14 protein-coding genes are annotated in these 24,479 nt (G+C 50.7%); 8 read left to right on the top strand and 6 right to left on the bottom strand.

Annotated features, from left to right (window positions below; all coding sequences use genetic code 11):
- Nucleotides 1–19: 19 nt before the first annotated feature.
- The 4 genes from srfAB (at nt 20) to AC2CGA_RS15965 (ending at nt 16,834) form a co-directional block, all read left to right on the top strand.
- On the top strand, nt 20–10,780 hold the full coding sequence (gene srfAB, locus AC2CGA_RS15980) for a surfactin non-ribosomal peptide synthetase SrfAB (RefSeq protein ID WP_484480230.1): 10,761 nt from the start codon (nt 20–22) through the stop codon (nt 10,778–10,780).
- Nucleotides 10,781–10,814: 34 nt separating this feature from the next.
- A complete protein-coding gene (srfAC, locus tag AC2CGA_RS15975; RefSeq protein ID WP_484480229.1) occupies nt 10,815–14,651 on the top strand; it encodes a surfactin non-ribosomal peptide synthetase SrfAC in 3,837 nt (1,278 codons plus the stop codon).
- A gap of 19 nt (nt 14,652–14,670) precedes the next feature.
- Nucleotides 14,671–15,402, top strand: a complete 732-nt coding sequence (srfAD, locus tag AC2CGA_RS15970; protein ID WP_014304324.1) for a surfactin biosynthesis thioesterase SrfAD — start codon at nt 14,671–14,673, stop codon at nt 15,400–15,402.
- A gap of 121 nt (nt 15,403–15,523) precedes the next feature.
- On the top strand, nt 15,524–16,834 hold the full coding sequence (locus tag AC2CGA_RS15965; RefSeq protein ID WP_046559339.1) for an aminotransferase class I/II-fold pyridoxal phosphate-dependent enzyme: 1,311 nt from the start codon (nt 15,524–15,526) through the stop codon (nt 16,832–16,834).
- A 36-nt stretch (nt 16,835–16,870) separates the two neighbouring features.
- On the opposite strand, the gene AC2CGA_RS15960 is transcribed toward AC2CGA_RS15965, so the two are convergent.
- The 6 genes from AC2CGA_RS15960 to bsdA form a co-directional block, all read right to left on the bottom strand.
- Complete coding sequence (locus AC2CGA_RS15960) at nt 16,871–17,545, bottom strand: 4'-phosphopantetheinyl transferase family protein (protein WP_484480228.1); 675 nt, start codon at nt 17,543–17,545, stop codon at nt 16,871–16,873.
- A 98-nt stretch (nt 17,546–17,643) separates the two neighbouring features.
- Nucleotides 17,644–18,291 (bottom strand): YczE/YyaS/YitT family protein, encoded by a 648-nt coding sequence (locus AC2CGA_RS15955; protein ID WP_077723128.1) that lies wholly within the window; start codon nt 18,289–18,291, stop codon nt 17,644–17,646.
- A 74-nt stretch (nt 18,292–18,365) separates the two neighbouring features.
- Complete coding sequence (gene tcyC, locus AC2CGA_RS15950; RefSeq protein WP_484480227.1) at nt 18,366–19,109, bottom strand: cystine ABC transporter ATP-binding protein TcyC; 744 nt, start codon at nt 19,107–19,109, stop codon at nt 18,366–18,368.
- A 12-nt stretch (nt 19,110–19,121) separates the two neighbouring features.
- Nucleotides 19,122–19,826, bottom strand: a complete 705-nt coding sequence (locus AC2CGA_RS15945; protein ID WP_003156375.1) for an amino acid ABC transporter permease — start codon at nt 19,824–19,826, stop codon at nt 19,122–19,124.
- Nucleotides 19,813–20,610 (bottom strand): cystine ABC transporter substrate-binding lipoprotein TcyA, encoded by a 798-nt coding sequence (gene tcyA, locus AC2CGA_RS15940; protein WP_024084878.1) that lies wholly within the window; start codon nt 20,608–20,610, stop codon nt 19,813–19,815. Before tcyA ends, AC2CGA_RS15945 begins: the two co-directional genes overlap by 14 nt.
- Nucleotides 20,611–20,738: 128 nt before the next feature.
- Nucleotides 20,739–21,611 carry a transcriptional regulator BsdA gene (bsdA, locus tag AC2CGA_RS15935; protein WP_003156371.1) on the bottom strand — a complete coding sequence of 291 codons (873 nt, stop codon included), beginning with the start codon at nt 21,609–21,611 and terminating at the stop codon, nt 20,739–20,741.
- A 93-nt stretch (nt 21,612–21,704) separates the two neighbouring features.
- On the opposite strand from bsdA, the gene AC2CGA_RS15930 reads away from it, so the two are divergent.
- Genes AC2CGA_RS15930 through AC2CGA_RS15915 form a run of 4 tightly spaced genes read left to right on the top strand, consistent with a single transcriptional unit; the run spans nt 21,705 to nt 24,449 of the window.
- On the top strand, nt 21,705–22,322 hold the full coding sequence (locus AC2CGA_RS15930; protein ID WP_152514784.1) for a non-oxidative hydroxyarylic acid decarboxylases subunit B: 618 nt from the start codon (nt 21,705–21,707) through the stop codon (nt 22,320–22,322).
- Nucleotides 22,322–23,743, top strand: coding sequence for a phenolic acid decarboxylase BsdC (gene bsdC / locus AC2CGA_RS15925; RefSeq protein WP_003156369.1), 1,422 nt, complete (start codon nt 22,322–22,324; stop codon nt 23,741–23,743). The genes AC2CGA_RS15930 and bsdC overlap by 1 nt, the downstream gene beginning before the upstream one ends.
- Before the next feature lie 17 nt (nt 23,744–23,760).
- A complete protein-coding gene (locus AC2CGA_RS15920) occupies nt 23,761–23,988 on the top strand; it encodes a non-oxidative hydroxyarylic acid decarboxylases subunit D (RefSeq protein WP_003156368.1) in 228 nt (75 codons plus the stop codon).
- Nucleotides 23,988–24,449, top strand: a complete 462-nt coding sequence (locus AC2CGA_RS15915) for a hypothetical protein (RefSeq protein ID WP_014304330.1) — start codon at nt 23,988–23,990, stop codon at nt 24,447–24,449. Before AC2CGA_RS15920 ends, AC2CGA_RS15915 begins: the two co-directional genes overlap by 1 nt.
- The last annotated feature ends 30 nt before the right edge of the window (nt 24,450–24,479 follow it).

The following is a 24,479-nucleotide window of genomic DNA, read 5'->3' as shown; positions in this document are numbered from 1 at the left end:
GAAAAGACAGAGGTGACATATGAGCAAAAAATCGATTCAAAAGGTGTATGCACTCACACCGATGCAGGAGGGAATGCTGTATCATGCGCTGCTTGATCCGCATTCTTCCTCCTACTTCACACAATTAGAGCTTAGGATTCACGGAAGCTTTCAGCTTGAGCTTTTTGAAAAAAGTGTCAATGAGCTGATTCGGACATATGACATCCTGCGTACGGTATTCGTGCACCAGCAGCTTCAAAAACCGCGCCAAGTCGTATTAGCAGAGCGGAAGACGAAGGTGCACTATGAAGATATCAGTCAATTAGATGAAGCGCGCCAAACCGAATATATTGAACGCTATAAACGCGATGTGCAGCAGCAGGGCTTTCATCTGGCGAAGGATATTCTCTTTAAAGCGGCGGTGTTCAGGCTCAGTGAGAAGGAACTGTATCTCGTCTGGAGCAATCATCATATCGTCATGGACGGCTGGAGTATGGGCGTTTTGATGAAAAGCCTGTTTCAAAACTATGAAGCGCTTCGTGCCGGCCGGCCCGCCGGGGGAAGCCAGGGCAAACCTTACTCTGACTATATCAAATGGCTCGGAGGCAGGGATTATGAGGAGGCGGAACAATATTGGAGCAGCCGCCTGGCGGATTTCGAACAGCCGAGCCTGCTCCCGGGCCGTCTGGCATCAGAAAAGAAAGACTACCAAAATGAAGAATATTCTTTTGTCTGGGATGAAGAGCTGGTCGCGCAGATTCAGCAGACCGCCAACCGGCATCAAGTCACGGGGCCTAACCTGTTTCAGGCCGTTTGGGGTGCGGTGCTCAGCAAATACAACTATACAGACGATGTGGTGTTCGGCACCGTCGTATCAGGCCGTCCTTCAGAAATCAACGGCATTGAAACGATGGCGGGGCTGTTCATCAATACGATTCCTGTCAGAATCAAGATTGACAAAGATGCAGCCTTTTCTGACGTGATGGCGGCAGTTCAGAAAAACGCCGTGGAAGCCGAGCGCTATGATTATGTGCCGCTCTATGACATTCAAAAGCGCTCCGCTCTGGACGGCAGCCTCTTGAATCATTTGGTCGCGTTTGAAAACTATCCGCTGGACAAAGAGCTGGAAAACGGGGGCATGGAGGAAAGACTCGGCTTTTCCATTAAAGTTGAACATGCTTTTGAGCAGACGAGCTTTGATTTCAATCTCATCGTGTATCCGGGAAAAACGTGGACCGTCAAAATCAAATACAACGGAGCGGCTTTCGCACATGATGCCATCGAACGAACGGCGCACCATCTGACCTGCATGATGAAAGCGGCGGTCGGAACGCCTGACGCGCCCGTGCGGGAACTCGGCCTTGTTTCAGGCGAAGAAGAGCGGCAGATTGTTGAGATATTCAATGATACGAAAACGGCGCTTCCGGAAGAGGAGGCCGTTCACCGTTTGTTTGAAGCACAGGCAAACCGGACGCCTGCAAGCATCGCGATAAAAGAAGAGGGACGCGAATGGACCTACCGTGAAGTGAACGAAGCGGCCAACCGCCTGGCGAGACACCTTGTGAAGAGCGGGCTGGAAAAAGGCCGGACCGCCGCTATTATGAACGACCGGTCTGCGGAAACCGTTATCGGAATGCTTGCCGTCCTAAAAGCAGGCGGCGCCTATGTGCCGATTGATCCGGCTTTTCCGGAGGACCGTCTCCGCTTTATGGCGGCAGACAGCTCGATTCGGCTCGTGCTGACAGTTCAGGACTATCAAGAACAAGCGGGCACATTGCAAGTCCCGATTGTCATGCTGAATGAAAGCGCGGATGAAACGGTAAGCGGAACAGACTTGAATCTCCCGGCCGGCGGCAACGACTTGGCGTATATCATGTATACATCCGGATCGACCGGCAAACCGAAAGGCGTCATGATTGAACACAGAAATATCATCAGGCTCGTCAAACCTTCGAATTACGTGCCGGTTCATGAAGAAGACCGGATGGCGCAAACGGGAGCCATCAGCTTTGATGCCGGAACCTTTGAAGTCTTCGGCGCATTGCTGAACGGAGCGGCATTGCACCCGGTGAAAAAAGAGACGCTGCTTGACGCCGGACGATTCGCCCAATTTCTGAAAGAGCAGCGGATCACGACCATGTGGCTGACGTCTCCGCTGTTTAATCAGCTTGCCCAAAAGGATGCCGGCATGTTTAACACGCTCCGGCACCTCATCATCGGCGGTGATGCGCTTGTGCCGCATATCGTCAGCAAAGTGAGGAAGGCATCACCGGAGCTGTCGCTTTGGAACGGCTACGGGCCGACGGAGAATACGACGTTTTCGACGAGTTTTCTCATTGATCAGGACTACGACGGTTCGATCCCGATCGGGAAGCCGATCGGAAATTCCACTGCGTACATTATGGACGAAAACCGCAACCTCCAGCCGATCGGCGCGCCCGGGGAGCTGTGTGTCGGCGGAAGCGGAGTGGCAAGAGGCTATGTGAATCTGCCTGAATTAACGGAGAAGCAGTTTGTCCGCGATCCGTTCAGACCGGATGAAACGATATACCGGACGGGGGACTTGGCGAAGTGGCTTCCGGACGGCACGATCGAGTTTCTCGGCAGAATTGACAACCAAGTAAAGGTCCGCGGTTTCAGAATCGAGCTCGGCGAAATTGAGGCGAAAATCAGCCAGGCGGAGAATGTGACGGAATCTGCGGCTGTGATCCGGAAAAATAAAGCGGATGAAAATGAAATCTGCGCTTACTTTACCGCAGACCAAGCCCTTTCGCCGGAAGACCTGCGCAAAACGCTTTCGGAATCACTTCCGGAATACATGATTCCCGCGCACTTCATCCAGATGAATCAGTTTCCGCTGACGGCGAACGGAAAGATTGATAAAAAAGCGCTGCCTGAGCCTCAGGCTGAAGCCGTTCAAAAAGAATACGAAGCGCCGAAAACGGAAGCGGAGCAGAAACTCGCGGACATTTGGGAAGGTATTCTCGGTGTAAAAGCGGGTGTGACTGACAATTTCTTCACGATTGGCGGACATTCTTTAAAAGCCATGATGATGACCGCTAAAATCCAGGAGCACTTTCAAAAAGAAGTGCCGATTAAAGTGTTATTTGAAAAGCCGACCATTCAGGAGCTTGCGCATTATTTGGAGCATGAGACCGAGGAGGAACAGCAGTTTGAACCGATCCGACAAGCGCCTTATCAGAAGCATTATCCTGTTTCCTCAGCACAGCGCAGGATGTATATCCTTAATCAGCTCGGACAGGCCAGCACGAGCTACAACGTCCCTGCTGTACTTCTGCTGGAAGGATCAGTAGACAAAAACCGTCTTGAGGAGGCCATGCAGGCATTAATCAACCGTCATGAGACACTGCGTACGTCGTTTGACATGGCAGATGGAGAAGTCGTGCAGACCATTCATAAAAATGTGTCGTTTGAGCTTGAAACCGCCGAGGGCCGAGAAGAAGATGCAGAAGAGCTGACAAAAGCCTTTATCAGGCCGTTTGCGCTCAATCGTGCGCCGCTGGTCCGTTCGAAGCTGATCCGGCTTGAAGAAGACCGGCATCTTCTGCTGATTGACATGCACCACATTATTACGGACGGGAGCTCAATGGGCATTTTCATCGGTGATCTTGCGAAGCTTTATCAAGGCACGGAGCTTGAGCTGCCAAAGATTCATTATAAGGATTTTTCAGTCTGGCAGCGTGAAAAAGCAAATCTTGATCAGCACGAAGCTTACTGGCTTGATACGTTCAAAGGCGATCTGCCGGTGCTGGATCTGCCGCTTGATTTCCCGCGTCCTGCCGAGCGCAGTTTTGAAGGGGAACGCGTCATCTTCGGGCTTGATAAACAGGTGACGGCGCAGATTAAGAAGCTGCTGGCTGATACGGATACGACGATGTACATGTTCTTGTTAGCCGCTTTTCAAGTGCTGCTGTCCAAATATTCGGGGCAGGAAGACATCATAGTCGGGTCTCCGGCGGCCGGAAGACAGCATCCTGATCTCCAAGACGTGCCGGGCATGTTTGTCAACACAGTTGCGCTTCGGTCGCGTCCTGCCGGCAAAAAAACGTTCAAGCAATTTCTGGATGAAGTGAAAACGGCGAGCCTTCAAGCTTTTGAGCATCAAAGCTATCCGCTTGAAGAATTAATTGAAAAACTGCCGTTAACGAGGGACACAAGCCGGAGTCCGCTGTTCAGCGTGTTATTTAATATGCAGAACATGGAGATCCCGGCCCTGCGGCTCGGAGATTTGGAGGTTTCTTCTTACTCCATGCATCATCATGTCGCTAAATTTGATCTTTCCTTAGAAGCGGCTGAGCGCGGAGAAGAGGTCGGATTGAGCTTTGATTACGCGAAAGCCTTATTTGCGGACGAAACCATCCGCCGCTGGAGCGCTCATTTTGTCAATCTGATTAAAGCCTGCGCCGAAAATCCGGATATTCAGCTGGCCGACGCAAGCCTGCTGTCCGCTCCTGAGCGGGAAGCGCTCCTTTCTGATGAAAAACGGACGGAAGCGGATCTGCCTGAGGGCACTTTTGTTTCGCTGTTTGAACGGCAAGCGCAAAAAACGCCTGATCTCACGGCGGTTGCGGGCGGAACAAGTCTGACATATCGTGAGCTTGATGAACGCTCGAACCGGTTTGCCCGACACCTTCAGGCTTGCGGAACGGGCAGTGAGGACATCGTGGCCATTATGATGGATCGTTCGGCCGACTTGATTACCGCGATTCTCGGCGTCATGAAAGCCGGAGCGGCATTTCTCCCGATTGATCCGGAGACTCCTGAAGAGAGAATCCGCTACTCTCTCGAAGACAGCGGAACGAAGCTTCTGGTCGTCAATGAGAGAAACATGACCGCGGCCGCCGTTTATAAAGGAAAAACGGTCGTAATGGAAGACGGAGAATGGCAGAACGAAAGCGCCGACCGGCTTGAAACGGAGTCCGGCGCCGACCGGCTTGCCTATATCATTTATACCTCGGGAACAACGGGCAAACCGAAAGGCGTCCAGCTGGAGCACCGCAATCTAATCAATTATGTCACATGGTTCAGCCGTGAAGCCGGTTTGACCGAAGCTGACAAATCCGTGCTGCTGTCTTCTTACGCATTTGATCTCGGCTATACGGCCATATTCCCGATTCTTCAGGCGGGCGGCGAGCTGCACATTGTGCCGAAAGAGACGTACACCGCGCCTGATCAGCTTGGTGAGTATATACAGAAAAACGGCATTACGTATATGAAACTGACGCCGTCATTGTTCCATATGATCGTCAATACAGCCCGTTTTACGTCAGAACGCCGTTTCAGCCCGCTTCGTTTAGTGGTGCTCGGCGGAGAAAAGATCATCACGTCCGATGTCCGCAAGTTTCATGACGTATACGCCCATACCGACTTCATCAATCACTACGGGCCGACGGAAACGACGATCGGCGCCATTGCGGAACGGATCAATATGGAGCGTCTTGATCAATATGAGCAGCGTCCCGTCATCGGCCGCCCGATCACAAATACCGGCGCGCTTGTATTGGACGGAGCAATGCAGCTCGTTCCTCCGGGCGCAAGCGGCGAGCTTTATATTACCGGGAAGGGGCTTGCCAGAGGATATCTTCACCGTCCGCAGCTGACGGCGGAGAAATTTCTTTCAAATCCTTTTTCACCGGACAGCCTGATGTACAAAACGGGAGATGTCGTCCGCAGGCTTCCTGACGGGACGATTGAATTTATCGGCCGTGCGGATGATCAGGTGAAAATCCGGGGCTACCGCATTGAATTAAAAGAGGTTGAAACCGTGCTGTTAAGCGTAAACGGCATTCAGGAGGCGGTCGTTCTCGCAGTCAGCGAAGGCGGGCTGCCGGAACTGTGCGCGTACTATAAAGCCGACAGCGGGCTGAAAGGCTCTGAGCTTCGCAAACGGCTTTCCGAAACACTGCCGTCTCATATGATTCCGGCCTATTTCGTACAGGTAGACCGCATTCCGCTCACAGCCAACGGAAAAACCGATAAAAACGCCCTCCCGAAACCGGGCGTCAGCCAAACGGCGCAAACAGCTTCAGCCTTGCCGGAAACGGAATTGGAGAAAAAGCTGTGCCGCATTTGGAAACAGACACTCGGTACGGATACGCTCGGCATCGACGATAATTTCTTCGATTACGGCGGGCACTCTTTAAAAGGCATGATGCTCCTCGCCAATATTCAGGCTGAACTGGACAAAACGGTTCCGTTAAAAGCGCTGTTCGAACAGCCGACTGTCCGCCTGCTTGCCGCATATATCGAAAAATCGGCGGTATCTGAGGGATATCGGATGATCACACCGGCAGACAGTGCAGACGCGTACCCGTTATCATCCGCCCAAAAACGGATGTACGTCCTGAACCAGCTTGACCGGGAGACAATCAGCTATAATATGCCGTCCGTTCTTCTGATGGAAGGAGAAGTCAATATTTCAAGGCTTCAGAAAGCGCTCAATCAGATGATCAACCGCCACGAATCTTTGCGGACGTCCTTTATCGATCAAAAAGGCCAGCCGATGCAGCAGATCGCAGAACAGGCTGACATTGACCTGCACATCTTTGAAGCAGCGGACGAGGAGAAGGCGGATCTTATCATTCAGGCATTCATTAAGCCGTTTGATCTGAGCGCGGCTCCGCTCATTCGGGCCGCTCTTGTCAGACTGAATGAAAAGAAACACCTGCTGCTGCTGGATATGCATCATATCATTGCCGACGGCGTGTCCAGGAGCATGCTGGTCAAAGAGCTCGCTCACCTTTACAAAGGCGGAAGTCTGCCGTCGCCGAACCTGCACTATAAAGACTTCGCCGTCTGGCAGAATGAACCCGGGCAGGCCGAACGGATGAAAGACCATGAGCGTTATTGGCTCTCGGCATTTTCCGGCGAGCTTCCTGAATTGAATCTGCCGACCGATTTTCCGCGTCCGCCGGTTCAAAGTTTTAAAGGACAATCCGTCCGTTTCAGAGCGGGGCGTGAGACGGAAAAAGCGGTGCGTGAATTAATGGAATCATCGGGAGCGACTCTTCATATGGTGCTTCACGCCGCGTTCCATGTCTTTTTGAGCAAAATCACGGGACAGCGCGATATCATTATCGGTTCGGTGACCGCGGGAAGAACGAGCGCCGAAGTTCAGGAAATGCCGGGGATGTTTGTCAATACGCTTGCGCTTCGCAATGAAACGCAAAAAGAGCAGACCTTCGCCGGGCTGCTCGAACGGGTGAAACAAACCAATCTCGACGCGCTGGCGCATCAGGATTATCCGTTTGAGGATCTGATCGGAAAGCTTGACCTGCCGAGAGATATGAGCCGCAACCCGCTGTTCCAGGTGATGGTGACGACAGAAGATCCGGATAAAGAAACACTGGAACTGGAGAACCTGCGCATCACTCCGTATGAGTCAAACCAAGGCACGGCGAAATTCGATCTGACACTCGGCGGCTTTACGGATCAAGAAGGTCTCGGCCTTCAGTTTGAATATGCGACTGATCTGTTTAAAAAAGAAACCATTGAAAAGTGGAGCGCCGGGTTCCTGCGGATTCTGAAGCAAGCGGCGGAAAGCCCGGACAGAAAGCTGCCTGAGATTTCACTGATCAGCGATGCTGAAAAACAAGCCCTCCTTGACGCATGGAAAGGAAAAACACTCTCTGTGCCGCAGGACAAAACGGTTCACCGTCTCTTTGAAGAAACAGCCGCCCGCTACGCGAACCGGCCGGCCGCGGCATATAACGGCGCGAAATGGACGTACGGCGAGCTGAACGCAAGGGCGAACCGGATCGCGCGCATTCTCATGGACTGCGGCGTCACGGCTGACGAACGTGTCGGCATTTTGACGAAACCGTCCTTGGAAATGGCCGCGGGCGTACTCGGCGTCCTGAAAGCGGGCGCGGCATTTGTGCCGATTGACCCCGCCTACCCACAAGAGCGGATCAGCTACATTCTGCAGGACAGCGGCGCCAAGCTTCTTCTCACACAGGAAGCGCTGGACGTGCCGGATGGCTACACAGGAGATACGATTCTGCTTGACGGCGGACGCTCCATTCTGAGCCTGCCGCTTGATGAAAACGATGAAGCGAACCCGCAGACTGAAACAACGGCGGATCAGCTCGCTTATATGATTTACACGTCAGGAACGACCGGACAGCCGAAGGGTGTCATGGTCGAACACCATGCGCTGGTGAACCTGTGCTTCTGGCATCACGACGCATTCGCCATGACGGCGGATGATAAAAGCGCCAAATACGCGGGCTTCGGTTTTGACGCCTCCATCTGGGAGATGTTCCCGACATGGACCATCGGCGCGGAGCTTCATGTCATTGACGAAGCGATCCGGCTGGATATCACCCGCTTAAATCACTATTTCGAAGAGCACGGCGTAACCATCACCTTCCTGCCGACGCAGCTGGCCGAACAATTTATGGAGCTGGAAAATACCTCTCTCCGCATGCTTCTCGTCGGCGGCGACAAGCTGAAGCGGGCGGTGAAACAGCCGTACACGATCGTCAACAACTACGGCCCGACGGAAAACACCGTCGTCGCGACAAGCGGCGTCATCAATCCTGAGGAAGGATCGCTTTCGATCGGACGGGCGATTGCCAATACGAGAGCTTATATTCTCGGCGACGGCGATCAGGTGCAGCCGGAAGGCATTGCCGGCGAATTGTGCGTGGCCGGCCGCGGTCTGGCACGCGGATACCTGAACCGTGAAGAAGAGACGGCGAAGCGGTTTACCGCAGATCCGTTCGTGCCCGGCGAGCGCATGTACCGGACCGGCGACCTCGTCAAATGGAACGCGCAGAGCGGCATCGAATACATCGGCCGTATCGACCAGCAGGTCAAAGTGCGGGGCTACCGGATCGAGCTTTCAGAAATCGAAGTCCGCCTCGCCCAGCTTGCGGATGTTCATGACGCAGCGGTGACGGCGGTGGAAGACAAAGCGGGCAATGCCGCGCTTTGCGCCTATGTCGCGCCTCGGCAGGACGATATTGAAGCGCTCAAAGCCGCGCTGAAAGACACGCTTCCGGACTACATGGTGCCGGCGTTCTGGGTGGAGATGGACGAGCTTCCGGTCACCGCAAACGGAAAGATTGACAAAAAAGCCCTGCCGGAACCGGACATTGAAGCGGGAAGCGCCGCTTACAAAGCGCCGGAAACGGAGATGGAGACGCTGCTTTCCGACATTTGGCAGGAAGTGCTCGGTCTTGATCAGATCGGCGTAAGCGATAATTTCTTCACCCTCGGCGGTGACTCGATCAAAGGCATCCAAATGGCGAGCCGCCTGAACCAGCACGGCTACAAGCTGGAAATGAAGGATCTCTTCCAGCACCCGACCATCGAAGAGCTCGTCTCCTATGTGGAGCGGACGGAAGGCAAGCAGGCCGATCAGGGACCTGTCGAAGGCGAAGCGGAGTTAACGCCGATCCAGCGCTGGTTCTTTGAGAAAAACTTCACGGACAAACACCACTGGAACCAATCCGTCATGCTTCATGCGAAAGACGGCTTTGATCCGGACCTGGTGGAAAAAACCCTGCAAGCATTGATTGAACACCATGATGCGCTCCGCATGGTTTACCGTGAAGAAAGGGAAGGCATCATTCAGACATACCTCCCTGTCACAGAATGCAAGGCAAGCTTTGAAATCGTTGATCTGTACGGAACGGACGAGGATATGCTGAAAAGCCAGATTCAGCGGCTTGCCGATCATCTTCAGGGCAGTCTTGATCTGGAGAACGGCCCGCTGTTAAAAGCGGAGCAATACCGGACAGAACAAGGCGATCATCTGTTAATCGCGGTTCACCATCTCGTCGTGGACGGGGTTTCATGGAGAATTCTGCTGGAGGATTTCGCTTCAGGTTATAAACAGGCGCAGCAGCAAAACAGCATCGTCCTCCCGCAAAAAACCCACTCCTTTAAAGATTGGGCGGAGGCGCTGAACACGTTTGCGCAATCAGAAGAGCTGAAAAAGCAGGCGGATTATTGGGCGCAGGCAGATGCGGAAGAACTGCGGCCGCTGCCGAAAGACCATGATCCGGACAAACGGCTCGTCAAACATACGGCGGCCGTGAAATGTGAATTGACTGAGGAAGAAACAGCACAGCTGCTGACAGATGTTCATCATCCGTACGGAACGGAAATCAACGACATTCTGCTCAGCGCGCTCGGCTTAACGATCGGTGAATGGACGGAAAACGGCAAAGTCGGCATCAACTTAGAAGGACACGGCCGGGAAGAAATCATACCGAATGTCAATATTTCACGGACGGTCGGCTGGTTTACGGCCCAATATCCGTTGATTCTGCAGATCAGCAAGGAAGACGGCGTCTCTTCCGTCATTAAAACGGTAAAAGAGACAGTGCGGCGCGTTCCAGCTAAAGGTGTAGGATACGGGATTCTCCGGTATCTGTCATCCGATGAAACAGAAAAAGGCGCCGCGCCTGAAATCAGTTTTAACTACTTGGGGCAGTTTGACAATGAAGTGAAAACGGAATGGTTTGAGCCGTCTCCATATGATATGGGACGTCAAGTCAGCGAAGAGTCAGAGGCGTTATACGCACTGAGCTTCAGCGGGATGGTTACAGGCGGCCGCTTCGTCATTTCCTGCTCATACAATCAGGAAGAATATGAAAGAAGCACCGTCGAAACACAGATGCAGCGGTTTAAAGACAATCTTTTAATGATCATCCGCCATTGCACGGCCAAAGAGGAGAAAGAATTTACGCCGAGCGATTTCAGCGCGCAGGATCTTGAGATGGATGAAATGGGAGACATCTTTGACATGCTTGAGGAGAATTTAACGTGACAAAAACAGTTAACAGAAGGGGGGAGCGGAGCAGATGAGCCAGTTCAAAAAAGATCAAGTTCAGGACATGTATTATTTGTCGCCGATGCAGGAGGGAATGCTGTTTCATACTCTCCTGAATCCCGGCCAAAGCTTTTACATCGAACAAATGACAATGAGAGTAAAAGGCAGCTTGAATATCAAATGCCTTGAAGAAAGCATGAATGTGATCATGGACCGGTACGATGTATTTCGTACCGTGTTCATTCACGAAAAAGTAAAAAGGCCGGTCCAAGTCGTATTGAAAAAACGGCAGTTTCAGATAGAAGAAATCGATCTGACACACTTAACGGGCAGCGAGCAAGCATCCAAAATTAATGAATACAAAGAACAGGATAAGATCAAGGGCTTTGATTTGACGCGGGATATTCCGATGCGGGCAGCCATCTTTAAAAAATCGGAAGAAAGCTTTGAATGGGTGTGGAGCTACCACCACATCATTTTGGACGGCTGGTGCTTCGGCATCGTCGTGCAGGATCTGTTTAAGGTATACAATGCCCTGCGAGAACAAAAGCCGTACAGCCTGCCGCCGGTCAAACCGTATAAAGACTATATCAAGTGGCTTGAAAAGCAGGATAAACAAGCATCACTGCATTACTGGCGCGGGTACTTAGAAGATTTTGAAGGACAAACGACATTTGCGGAGCAAAGAAAGAAACAAGAGAACGGCTATGAGCCGAAAGAGCTGCTCTTCTCACTGCCGGAGGCGGAAACAAAAGCATTTACCGAGCTTGCAAAATCGCAGCATACCACTTTGAGTACGGCGCTGCAGGCGGTTTGGAGTGTATTAATCAGCCGCTACCAGCAGTCCGGCGATTTGATCTTCGGCACAGTCGTTTCCGGGCGTCCCGCAGAAATCAAAGGCGTTGAACATATGGTCGGGCTGTTTATCAATGCTGTTCCGAGGCGGGTGAAGCTGTCTGAGGATACTACATTTAACGGCTTGCTCAAGCAGCTGCAGGAGCAATCGCTGCAGTCTGAGCCTCATCAATATGTGCCGCTCTATGACATCCAAAGCCAGGCCGATCAGCCAAAGCTGATTGATCATATCATTGTGTTTGAAAATTATCCGCTTCAGGATGCAAAAAATGAAGAAAACAGTGAAAACGGCTTTGATATGGAGGACGTCCATGTTTTTGAGAAATCGAATTATGATCTCAACCTGATGGCTTCTCCAGGTGATGAGATGCTGATTAAGCTTGCCTATAACGGGAATGTGTTTGATGAGGCGTTTATCCTGCGCTTAAAATCTCAGCTTCTCACAGCGATTCAGCAGCTCATCCAGAAGCCGGATCACCCTGTCAATACGATCAGACTTGTTGATGAAAAGGAAAGAGAGCTTCTGCTTACCGGCTTAAACCCGCCGGCTGAGACTCATCAGGCGAAGCCTCTGACGGATTGGTTCAAGGAAGCGGTGAATGTAAATCCTGATGCACCGGCGCTTACGTATTCCGGCCAGACTCTTTCCTATCGCGAATTAGATGAGGAAGCGAACCGTCTTGCGCGCCGTTTGCAAAAACAAGGTGCGGGTAAAGACACCGTTGTCGCGTTGTACACGAAGCGCTCGCTTGAACTGGTGATCGGCATTCTCGGCGTATTAAAAGCGGGAGCGGCTTATCTGCCGGTTGATCCGAAGCTGCCGGAGGACCGAATCTCGTATATGCTGACTGACAGTGCGGCTGCCTGTCTGCTGACACATCAGGAGATGAAAGAAAAAGCGGCTCAGCTGCCGTATACAGGAACAACACTCATCATCGATGATCAAGCACGGTTTGAGGAACAGGCAAGCGATCCTGCAGCCGCAATTGATCCCGATGATCCGGCGTATATTATGTATACGTCCGGCACAACCGGAAAGCCGAAGGGCAATATCACCACTCATGCCAATATACAAGGATTGGTCAAGCATGTAGACTACATGGCATTTTCTGAACAAGATACGTTCTTATCTGTTTCGAATTACGCCTTTGACGCATTTACTTTTGATTTCTACGCATCAATCCTGAATGCGGCACGGCTCATTATCGCAGATGAACATACACTGCTTGATACAGAACGGCTCACTGATCTGATCCGGCAGGAGAATGTCAATGTCATGTTTGCGACAACCGCACTTTTTAATCTTCTCACCGATGCGGGAGAGGAGTGGCTGAAGGAGCTCCGCTGTGTGTTATTCGGGGGTGAGCGCGCGTCTGTGCCTCACGTCAGAAAGGCGCTTGAGATCATGGGGCCTGGCAAGCTGATTAATTGCTACGGGCCGACTGAGGGAACGGTGTTTGCGACAGCTCACGTCGTGCATGATATACCGGATTCCATTTCCTCATTGCCGATCGGAAAGCCGATCAGCAATGCAAGTATTTATATTCTTAACGGGCAAAACCAGCTTCAGCCGTTTGGAGCTGTCGGTGAACTGTGCATCAGCGGAATGGGTGTATCAAAAGGGTATCTGAACCGTCACGACCTGACGAAGCAAACGTTTATCCCAAATCCGTTCAAGCCGGGAGAAACGCTTTACCGCACAGGGGATTTAGCACGCTGGCTGCCGGATGGAACGATTGAATACGCCGGGCGTATTGACGACCAGGTCAAAATACGCGGTCACCGGATTGAACTTGAAGAAATCGAAAAGCAGCTGCAGGAATACCCGGGTGTGAAAGATGCGGTCGTTGTTGCAGACCGCCATGAGTCCGGAGATGCATCAATCAACGCCTATCTCGTGAACCGGACGCCGCTTTCAGCTGAAGACGTAAAGAGGCACTTGAAAAAACAGCTTCCTGCTTACATGGTGCCGCAAACCTTTACTTTCTTAGAAGAGCTTCCTTTAACGACAAACGGGAAGGTCAATAAACGGCAGCTGCCGAAACCGGATCAGGCTCAGGCGGCGAAAGAATGGATCGGGCCTCGAAACGCGACGGAAGAAACGATTGCACACATCTGGTCCGAGATTCTCGGCAGACAGCAGATCGGGATTCATGATGATTTCTTCGCGCTCGGAGGCCATTCCTTAAAAGCGATGACGGCAGCGTCGCGCATTAAAAAAGAGCTCGGTACGGACATCCCGGTGCAGCTGTTATTCGAAGCGACGACAATCGCAGACATTGCCGGTTATCTGCTTCACGGTGAAGAAAAAGGAATGAAAGATCTCACCATCATGAATAAAAATCAGTCTGACACACTGTTTGCGTTCCCGCCGGTTCTCGGTTACGGGCTGATGTACCAGCCGCTGGCAAAACAGCTGTCCGGCTATAGAATCTGTGCGTTTGATTTTATCGAGGAAGACAACCGCATCGAACGCTACACAGAGCTGATCAATCAGCTCCAGCCGGAAGGATCGGTCAAGCTGTTCGGATACTCGGCAGGCTGCACGCTCGCCTTTGAAACGGCCAAACGGCTTGAAGCCGAAGGACGTAAAGTGGAGCGGCTGATCATGGTTGATTCCTATAAAAAACAAGGCGTCAGCGACTTGGAAGGCCGCACCGTAGAAAGCGATGTCCAGGCGCTGATGAAGGTAAACCGGGATAACGAAGCGCTGAATGACAAAACCGTCAAAGAAGGTCTCGCCAAAAAAACAAACGCGTTTTATTCTTATTTCGTGCATACCGTCAGCACCGGCACGGTCAATGCGGATATAGATCTATTAACGTCAGAACCGGACTTTGCGATGCCGCCGTGGCTCGCTTCGTGGGAGGAAGCCACGACAGGTGAATACCGTGTGAAAAAAGGCTGCGGCAGTCACGCAGAAATGCTTCAGGGAGAATGTCTCGAAAGGAATGCGGCATATTTGCTCGAATTCCTAAGGAAGGAACATCCGAAGCTGACAGCTTCACGATAGAAAAGGAGGAAGCCCGCCAATGGTCCAGCTCTTTAAATCGTTCGATACCACGGAAAAAACGCAGCTTATCTGTTTTCCGTTCGCAGGAGGCTATTCCGCATCATTCCGCCCGCTCCACACCTATCTTCAAGGTGAGTGTGAGATGCTTGCCGCGGAACCGCCGGGACACGGAACAAATCAAATGTCCGCCGTTGAGGATTTTGAACAGCTTGTCAGTTTATACAAGCAGGAGTTGAATCTCCATCCTGACCGCCCGTTTGTGCTGTTCGGCCACAGTATGGGAGGCATGGTCGCTTTCAGGCTGGCGCAAAAGCTGGAGCGGGAGGGGATTTACCCGCAGGCCGTGATCATCTCAGCCATTCAGCCGCCGCATGTTGAAAGGAAAAAAGTGTCTCATCTTGATGATGAAAAATTTCTCGCCCATATTATCGAGCTGGGCGGAATGCCGCAGGAGTTAGTGGAGAATAAGGAGGTCATGTCATTTTTCCTGCCTTCTTTCAGATCCGACTACCGCGCGCTTGAAAGCTTCCGTCCGTCTGATTCTCACATGATTCAATCACCCGTCCATATTTTTAACGGGCGGAAAGATAAAAAATGTATCAAAGATGCGGACGGATGGAAAAAATGGGCCGACAATCCCGTATTTCATGAGTTTTCGGACGGCCACATGTTCATATTAAGTGAAACTGAAAAAGTGGCGGAACGAATATATGAGATTATTAACAGGAGCACTGCAGGCCAATTGTTATAGGAGATGACAGACAGCATTCGCTGTCTGTTTTTTGTAACAAAATCTGCCCGTGAGTTTTCTCATTTATCAAAAATTTTATGTTATGATTTGATGGAATATAATTTTGAAGGGATTGTCGTACATGAATGATGCAGCAAAAGAGCTGAACAGAACATTATCTGAAGAAAACCCGCACGTGCTTCATATGCTTTCTGATTTGGGCAGAGAGTTGTTTTATCCGAAAGGGGTGCTGACACAATCGGCGGAAGCGAAAGCCAAGGCCGGAAAGTATAATGCCACGATCGGGATTGCCACCTCACAAGGCGAGTCCATGCACTTTTCCCATATTCAAGAGACACTGTCCGCCTATAACCCCGATGATATCTACGATTATGCTCCGCCGCAGGGAAAAGAGCCGCTCAGACAGGAATGGCTGAAAAAAATGCGTCTCGAAAATCCTTCATTAGCCGGCAAAGACATCAGCACGCCGATCGTGACAAACGCTTTAACACACGGGCTGAGCATTGCCGCCGACTTGTTCGTCAATGAAGGGGATGCGCTGCTTCTGCCGGATAAATATTGGGGAAATTACAATTTTATTTTCGGTGTCCGGCGCAAGGCATCCATTGAGACGTACCCGCTTTTTCAGCAGGATGGGCGTTTTAATGCGGCGGGGCTGTCCGAGCTGCTGAAAAAGCAGGAAGAAAAGGCGATTGTCGTGCTGAATTTCCCGAATAATCCGACAGGCTATACGCCGGGGGAAGAGGAAGCGTCAGAAATCGTCAGCGTGATCCTGGAGGCAGCGGAGGCCGGCAAAGAGATTGTCGTGCTCGTAGACGATGCGTATTACAATCTGTTTTACGATGAAACGGCCATTCAGGAATCCATCTTCAGCAAACTCGCCCAAGTGCACGACCGGGTGCTTTGCGTGAAAATAGACGGCGCGACGAAGGAAAATTACGCGTGGGGCTTCCGCGTCGGTTTTATTACGTACAGCACAAAAAGCGAAAAAGCGCTGCGCGTGCTCGAGGAAAAAACAAAAGGGATTATCAGGGGAACGATTTCAAGCGCCCCGCATCCGTCCCAAACGTTTATGCTGCGGGCGATGCAGTCACCGGAATACGAGAAAGAAAAATCGCTGAAATATAATATCATGAAAAAACGGGCTGACAAAGTGAAAGCCGTTCTTGCAGAAAACAAGCACTATGAAGACGTATGGACGCCTTATCCGTTTAACTCGGGTTATTTCATGTGTGTCCGGCTGAAAGACATAAACGCCGGCGAATTAAGAGTGTCGTTGCTTGAAAAGAGAGGAATCGGGACGATATCCATTAATGAAACCGATTTGCGAATCGCATTTTCATGTGTTGAAGAAGAATACATCGCGGATCTGTTCGAAGAAATTTATCAAGAAGCAAAGCAGCTGCAGAAACAGGCGGAAATATCAGGCTGACAAAAAAAGGAGGGGGATACCCTCCTTTTTCTATGCTTACATCAGCTCTTCATACGTTTTCATCTCAATCCCGTCACAAAAATCGGGATGCGCCGCACAAACGGCCAGCTTATATTCCTCGTCCGCATCATATGTGCGGATGAAACAAGGTTCATGTCCGTCCGGGAGCTCAATGGACACATGGCCGTCGTCTTTGAGGCGGACGCTGAATGAATCAAGCGGAAGGGAAAGCCCTTTTCCGGCCTGCTTGATAAAGCTTTCTTTCATCGACCACAGGAGGTAAAAATAATCGGTCTGCTGATCGGGGTGTTTCGCTTGCAGATCACTGTATTCCGTCGGCGAAAAAAAACGTTTGGCGATATCAATCGTGCCGGGCTTCATTTTTTCAATATCAATGCCGATCGGTTTTGAATCAACGGCACACACGATCCAGCGCCCGGAGTGGGAAATGTTAAAGTGCATGTCCGGAAGCGCGGGGATGTACGGCTTTCCGTATTCCTGGACGCTGAATGAAATCGCGGCCGGATCAAGTCCGTAAGCCTTCGCCGCAGCGGTGCGGATCAGCATGTCGCCGATCAAGGTGCGGTGAGCATCCTCCTTATGATAAAAGCGCCGGCATTTTTCCCGCTTTTCGGCGGACACGGCCGCCATCATCCGATCCTCTTCCCCTGCAGAAAGCGGGCGGTCCATATATATTCCGTAAATCTTCATGTCCAGATCCTCCGTCTGAAAATATTGTCAAAACCATCCTACCATATCAGACGAAAGCTGTCCGAAAATAAAAAAACAAAACCGTTTCGGCTTTGTTTTTAATGAACGGACGTTGCCCGCCCGGAGATCGCGTATGTTAACAGTTTAGAGGACTGCGGCAAAGAAAAACGCAGAATCAGCCCCGTCAAAACAGCCGTAATAATGGTTCCGGCGCCGATCGGTCCGCCCATCACCCAGGCTGCGGCAAGAATCGTCAGCTCAATGCCGTTCCGCACCCATTGCACGTTCCAGCCCGTTTTTTCAGATATCAGCATCATCAGAGAGTCCCGGGGGCCCGCGCCGAGCCCTGCTGATACGTAAATACCGACGCCGCAGCCGATCAGCAGCAATCCGATAGAAAAAAACACGGCCGCTAAGGAAAAAGCGTGCGCCTCAGGAAGCAGAAACGAGAAGAAATCAATAAACATTCCCATCAGCACCATGTTTAAGATAGCGCCGATTTTCGGGAGCGTCCTCGTGAACAGGCAGGTTAAAGCCACGATGACCGCGCCGACCAAGATGGACCATTGGCCGACAGATAGCCCGAAATGCTGAAAAAGCCCATAATGAAAGGCATCCCAAGGGCTGATGCCGAGAGCTTTTCCTTTAATGGTTAACGATACCCCGAAAGACAAAATCAACAGACCGGCAAAATAAAACGTCCAGCGCATCAAGAATTCCCGCTTCAAAGAGGTCCCTTCTTTCATAACATTCATTAATTGTCATTGTAGCATAACCGCCCAAAAAAAGAAGAAGCGAAATCAGTGTTTCGCTTCTTCTCCTACAAAGGATTCAGTATACGATTTAAAAACCGCTGCGTGCGTTCTTCTTTCGGCGCGGAAAAAATCTGGGCCGGCGGTCCTTGTTCCACAATGACGCCGCCGTCAATGAAGATGACTTCATCGGCCACTTCCTGCGCGAATTTGATTTCATGGGTGACGACGACCATCGTCCAGCCTTCGTTCGCCAGATCCTTAATCACTTTGAGCACCTCGCCGACCAGCTCCGGATCAAGTGCTGACGTCGGTTCGTCAAACAGCATCAGCTCGGGCTGAATCGCAAGCGCGCGGGCGATGCCGACCCGCTGCTGCTGACCGCCGGAAAGCTGGAACGGATATAAATTCATTTTGTCTTTCAGTCCGACTTTTTCCAGAAGCTCTATCGCTTCTTTTCTGACTTGCTCCTTGTCGCGCTTTTGCACTTGAACGGGTCCTTCCATGACGTTTTCAAGCGCCGTGCGGTGAGGAAACAGATGATACGCCTGAAAGACCATGCCTGATTTGCGGCGGAGGCGGAGAATATCAGCCTGCTTCACTTTTTTGGAGAAATCTATTGAAAAATCGGAGAATGCCAGCTCGCCGCGATTGGGGATCTCAAGCGCGTTCAGACAGCGCAGAAGCGTCGTTTTTCCTGAACCGGACGGTCCCAGAATGGCGATGACTTTCCCTTTGTCTATCTCCATATCTATCTTTTTTAAAATTTCATTCTGTCCGAATGATTTATTTAATCCTTTGACGGAAAGCATATCGAAACCTCCTTATTTGGCCACATAACGGTCGAGACGCCGTTCGATCACATGCTGTACGATTGACAGCAAGAAGCAGATGATCCAATAAATAAAGGCGGCTTCAATATAGATGACCAAGATTTGATCAAGGTTTTGCGCGCCGATTTCCTGCGCTTTTCTGAACAGCTCCGCGACGAGAATCTGTGACGCGAGAGATGTATCCTTGATCAGGCTGATAAATGTATTTGATAATGGCGGAATGGACACGCGAAACGCCTGCGGCAGGATCACGCGGAACAATGTCTTGCGATAGGTCATGCCGATCGTATAACCGGCTTCCCATTGCCCTTTCGGCACGGATGAAATAGATGCCCGGATGATTTCAGAAGCATAGGCGCCCACGTTTAATGAAAACGCGATGACTGCGCTTGGGAAAGGGTCCAGCGTAATATTAAATGTCGGGAACAGATAAAAAATGATGAACAATTGAACGAGAAGAGGAGTGCCGCGCACCGCTGATACGTATACGCTGAACACCCATCTCAATGGTTTCATATTTGACATTCTGGCGAGCGCCGTAATCAGCGCGATGATCATTCCGAAAATAAAGGAAAGAATGGTAAGGGGAATCGAGTAATAGATTCCCCCGGAAAGAATCGGCCAGAATGACTGCTGCACCAAATCCCACGGAATGGCTGTTGCAATCACGGGTTCCGGCATGTTACTTAGAAACATCTTCGCCGAACCATTTTTTCGCTATTTTAGAAAGAGTCCCGTCCTCTTTCATTTCTTTTAACGCTTTGTTGACGTGAGTCACAAGTTCGCCGCTTCCTTTTCGGAATGCGAAATATGTCTGCTGCGGCTGGCCTGCTTCAAACGCGATTTTCACGTTTTTATTGCCGGACGTTTTTAAGTAGTTCAGTACGGCAAGCTTATCGTTGTAAGTCAGATCAGCGCGGCCCTGCTGAATGAGCTGAAGGGATTGCGCCATGCCTTCAACGCCTTCAATTTTCGCGCCGGCTTCTTTCGCTAATTTATTGTAATTGCTTGTTAATGACTGAGCCGCTGTTTTTCCTTTGACATCAGCCTCTTTCGCAATCGTGCTGTCTTTTTTCGTCACGACGACTGCATTTGACGTTGTGTATTTATCAGAAAAATCATATTGGTTCTCACGGCCTGTTTTGCCGACTTGGTTGGCGACGACGTCAAACCGTTTCGCGTTTAAACCGGCAAACATGCTGTCCCATTGTGTTTCTTTAAAGTCAGCTTTCAGACCGAGGCGTTTCGCGACTTCTTGAATCACTTCAACATCATATCCGGTCAGTTTGTCAGTCTTTTTATCATGGAAGGTAAACGGTTCGTACGTTCCTTCTGTACCGACGGTCAGTACGCCTTTTTTCTTGACAGAAGCCCAAAGATCGCCGTCTTTTGACTTAGATCCGCCGTCCTGTGAGTTTCCGCAGGCTGCAAGCATTGCGATGCTGACCATCATGAACAAAGCGAATAATGCTTTTTTCATCTTCTTTATTCCCCACTTTTCTGAGTAGTTTTATTGAGAAAAAATAGCTCCCAATTGTAAAGGATAACTTTTTTTTAGTATGAGTCAAGTAATTGGTTTTCATAAGCGGGAATTCATCGTGTTCCGGATCAAAATAATTCCAAAAACTGTCTGACAGGCTTCGGCAGGTAGCTGTCTTTTCTCCAGATGACGGCCGGTGTCATGACAAACGGGTTGTCTTCGATGATAACCGTTTTGACATGCGAGCGCATATGGACGGGAATCATCGTCAAAGGCAGAATTGTGGCGCCGAATCCTGATGATACAAGGCTCAAGAGCGTCGCGGAGTCATGGCATTCACAAACAACCTGGAGGTCGAGACCGTACTGTTCACAAACTTGGAGGACTTGGTCATACACACCTCTTCCATTGACGGTGCGCAAAAGGATCAGAGGCAAAGAGGCGATGTCATTCAGTTTAATCGTTTCTCCGCACAGTCGTTTTGAATGCTCGGACAGCACCAATACACACGGAATGTCTTCAAGCTCCTTCGATTCAATGCCGTCGTTTTTAATCAAGGTGGTGGTGACGGCGGCGTCAATCTGCCGGGTTTCCAGAAGCTCGAGCAGTGAGACGGGTTCATCTTCCCAAATGTTAAAGGTGAGATGCGGAAACCGCTCTTTCATCTGTGACACTTTCTCAAGCATGAGCGCTGCGCAGTAAATGGTTGACCCGACGGCAAGTGTCCCGGCCACCTCCTCCTTCAGCTCTTGTACCTCGATTATAGCGTCCTCAAACTTATGAAGAATCTCTTTCGCTCTTTTCAAAAAGACGTTTCCTTCATATGTGAGGGTCATTTGTTTCTTTTTATTGCGGTCAAACAGAATGACGCCCAATTCTTCTTCGAGCTGTTTCAACTGTCGGCTCAAAGGCGGCTGTGCCATATGGAGCTTTTTGGCGGCCGTCGTGATTTTCTGCTCTTGGGCAATGGTGATGAAATAACGCAATTGCCGAATATCCATGAGAACGCTCGCTCCTTTCTTTTATACCTTTAAGGTATGATACATAGATTTAACGAATATTTTTCATATGGATATATCAGGAGTATGATGGATTTGACACCACATTTCAAGCGTAAAGGAGGGGTCAATATGAAGCTCGTCATCGGAATGACCGGGGCAACGGGAGCCATATTCGGGATCAGGCTTTTAGAATATTTAAAAGCCGCGGAGATTGAAACCCATCTTGTCGTGTCTCCTTGGGCAAATGTCACCATTACACATGAAACCGATTATACGTTAAAAGATGTCGAGAAACTCGCATCCTATACGTATTCTCACAAAGACCAGGCAGCGGCGATTTCAAGCGGCTCGTTTGAAACGGACGGGATGATCATCGCTCCGTGCAGCATGAAATCACTGGCAAGCATCCGCACCGGAATGGCTGACAATCTGCTGACAAGGGCGGCTGACGTCATCCTGAAGGAGCGGAAAAAACTTGTGCTGCTGACAAGAGAAACGCCGCTCAGCCAAATCCATTTAGAAAATATGCTAGCGCTTACAAAAATGGGTTCCGTCATTCTTCCGCCGATGCCGGCATTCTATAACAAGCCGGCTGACATGGATGAATTGATAGACCATATTGTGTTCCGGACGCTCGATCAGTTTGGCATCCGTCTGCCGGAAGCGAAACGGTGGTACGGAATTGAAAAACAAAAAGGAGGAATCTGGTAATGGCCTATCAGGATTTTAGGGAATTTCTCGCCGCTCTTGAAAAAGAAGGGCAGCTCTTAACCGTCAACGAAGAGGTAAAACCGGAGCCGGACCTGGGCGCCGCCGCGCGTGCAGCCAGCAATCTCGGGGATAAAACCCCTGCGCTTTTGTTTAACAATATTTACGGACATCACGATGCGCAGGTGGCTCTGAATGTCATCGGCTCGTGGCCGAATCACGCGATGATGCTCGGCATGCCGAAAGATACGCCTGTTAAAGAACAATTCTTTGAGTTTGCCAAACGGTACGATGCATTTCCGGTGCCGGTCAAACGGGAAGAAACCGCGCCGTTTCATGAAAATGAAATAACGGAAGATATCAATCTATTTGACATCCTTCCGCTATTCAGAATCAACCAGGGGGACGGCGGCTACTATTTGGATAAAGCGTGCGTCATTTCCCGCGATCTTGAAGATCCGGACAATTTCGGCAAGCAGAATGTCGGTATTTACAGAATGCAGGTAAAGGGAAAAGACCGCCTCGGCATTCAGCCCGTGCCTCAGCATGATATTGCGATTCATCTTCGCCAAGCTGAAGAACGCGGCGTGAATCTTCCCGTTACGATCGCGCTCGGCTGTGAGCCGGTGATTACGACGGCTGCATCAACTCCGCTGTTATACGATCAATCCGAGTATGAAATGGCCGGCGCGATTCAAGGGGAGCCCTACAGAATCGTTAAATCTAAATTGTCTGATTTAGACATCCCTTGGGGCGCTGAAGTCGTTCTGGAAGGAGAGATCCTTGCGGGAGAACGGGAATACGAAGGACCTTTCGGTGAGTTCACGGGCCATTATTCAGGCGGCCGCAGCATGCCGGTGATCAAAATCAAACGGGTATATCATAGAAACAATCCGATTTTTGAACATTTATACTTAGGCATGCCGTGGACGGAGTGCGATTATATGATCGGCATTAATACGTGCGTGCCGCTTTACCAGCAGCTGAAGGAAGCCTATCCGAACGAAATCGTCGCCGTGAATGCGATGTATACGCACGGGCTGATCGCCATTATCTCCACGAAAACGCGCTACGGCGGATTTGCCAAGGCCGTCGGCATGCGCGCCCTGACGACGCCGCACGGACTCGGCTACTGCAAAATGGTCATTGTCGTGGATGAGGATGTCGATCCGTTTAACCTGCCGCAAGTCATGTGGGCGCTCTCAACGAAAATGCATCCGAAACACGATGCAGTCATCATTCCTGATCTGTCCGTCCTTCCGCTTGACCCGGGGTCTGATCCGGCAGGGATGACACACAAAATGATTCTTGACGCCACGACGCCTGTCGCGCCGGAAACAAGAGGCCATTATTCGCAGCCGCTTGATTCCCCGCTGACAACGAAAGAGTGGGAACAAAAACTGATGGACTTAATGAATCAATAAGAAAGGATGAGTTTACTATGAAAACATGCCCGCGCTGTGAATCGCAAAAAGGAGAAACCGTCAGCCAATCGCCGGTCAAAGGCGCTTGGGAAATATACCAATGCCAAACCTGCTTTTTTACATGGAGATCCTGTGAACCGGAAAGCATCACGAATCCGGCGGCATTCAACCCGGCATTTAAAATCGATCCGAAAGAAACAGAGACGGCCACACATGTTCCCGCTGTCCCGGAAAGAAAAGCGTAATGCTGACGGAGCACTTGCCGGAGGCGCTTTACACGCTTTTAGACGGAACGGAGCTTGAAAAAAAGCAGCACGACGCATTTGTGCTCCAATCCGTGACAAAAGAAGGCCGTCCGCACGCGGCCATGATCAGCGCCGGTGAAATCGCGGCCGTGAGCAGAACAAATCTCCGGCTCGCCTTATGGAAAAACACGACGACCGTAAAAAGCCTTCTGCATTCGGGACAAGCTCTTTTCATCGCCTGGCACGGAGGAGCCGCATATTACGTCACATTGGAATGTAAGGCGCTTCCGCCGCTGAAAGAGGCGAAACACGAGCGGGAACGGTTCAGCTGCCGCGTGATCACCGTCAAGGAAGATCGGGCGAAATACGCGGATCTGACATCAGGACCGGCCATCCAGCTCCACGAACCGGAAGATGTCCTGAAGAGATGGAGAGAAACACTTGAGGAGTTAAAACGATAGACGCACAAAAAAAGCCTGCGGACGATTCCG

The organism is Bacillus sp. SYZHCR11 (assembly GCF_057196865.1).
This window is presented reverse-complemented; position numbering and strand designations above follow the sequence as displayed.

Excerpts from the sequence above, each read along its gene's own strand:
- srfAB (WP_484480230.1), top strand. The coding sequence starts at position 20 with ATGAGCAAAAAATCGATTCAAAAGGTGTATGCACTCACACCGATGCAG.
- srfAC (WP_484480229.1), top strand. The coding sequence starts at position 10,815 with ATGAGCCAGTTCAAAAAAGATCAAGTTCAGGACATGTATTATTTGTCG.
- srfAD (WP_014304324.1), top strand. The coding sequence starts at position 14,671 with ATGGTCCAGCTCTTTAAATCGTTCGATACCACGGAAAAAACGCAGCTT.
- AC2CGA_RS15965 (WP_046559339.1), top strand. The coding sequence starts at position 15,524 with ATGAATGATGCAGCAAAAGAGCTGAACAGAACATTATCTGAAGAAAAC.
- AC2CGA_RS15960 (WP_484480228.1), bottom strand. The coding sequence starts at position 17,545 with ATGAAGATTTACGGAATATATATGGACCGCCCGCTTTCTGCAGGGGAA.
- AC2CGA_RS15955 (WP_077723128.1), bottom strand. The coding sequence starts at position 18,291 with ATGAAAGAAGGGACCTCTTTGAAGCGGGAATTCTTGATGCGCTGGACG.
- tcyC (WP_484480227.1), bottom strand. The coding sequence starts at position 19,109 with ATGCTTTCCGTCAAAGGATTAAATAAATCATTCGGACAGAATGAAATT.
- AC2CGA_RS15945 (WP_003156375.1), bottom strand. The coding sequence starts at position 19,826 with ATGTTTCTAAGTAACATGCCGGAACCCGTGATTGCAACAGCCATTCCG.
- tcyA (WP_024084878.1), bottom strand. The coding sequence starts at position 20,610 with ATGAAAAAAGCATTATTCGCTTTGTTCATGATGGTCAGCATCGCAATG.
- bsdA (WP_003156371.1), bottom strand. The coding sequence starts at position 21,611 with ATGGATATTCGGCAATTGCGTTATTTCATCACCATTGCCCAAGAGCAG.
- bsdC (WP_003156369.1), top strand. The coding sequence starts at position 22,322 with ATGGCCTATCAGGATTTTAGGGAATTTCTCGCCGCTCTTGAAAAAGAA.
- AC2CGA_RS15920 (WP_003156368.1), top strand. The coding sequence starts at position 23,761 with ATGAAAACATGCCCGCGCTGTGAATCGCAAAAAGGAGAAACCGTCAGC.
- AC2CGA_RS15915 (WP_014304330.1), top strand. The coding sequence starts at position 23,988 with ATGCTGACGGAGCACTTGCCGGAGGCGCTTTACACGCTTTTAGACGGA.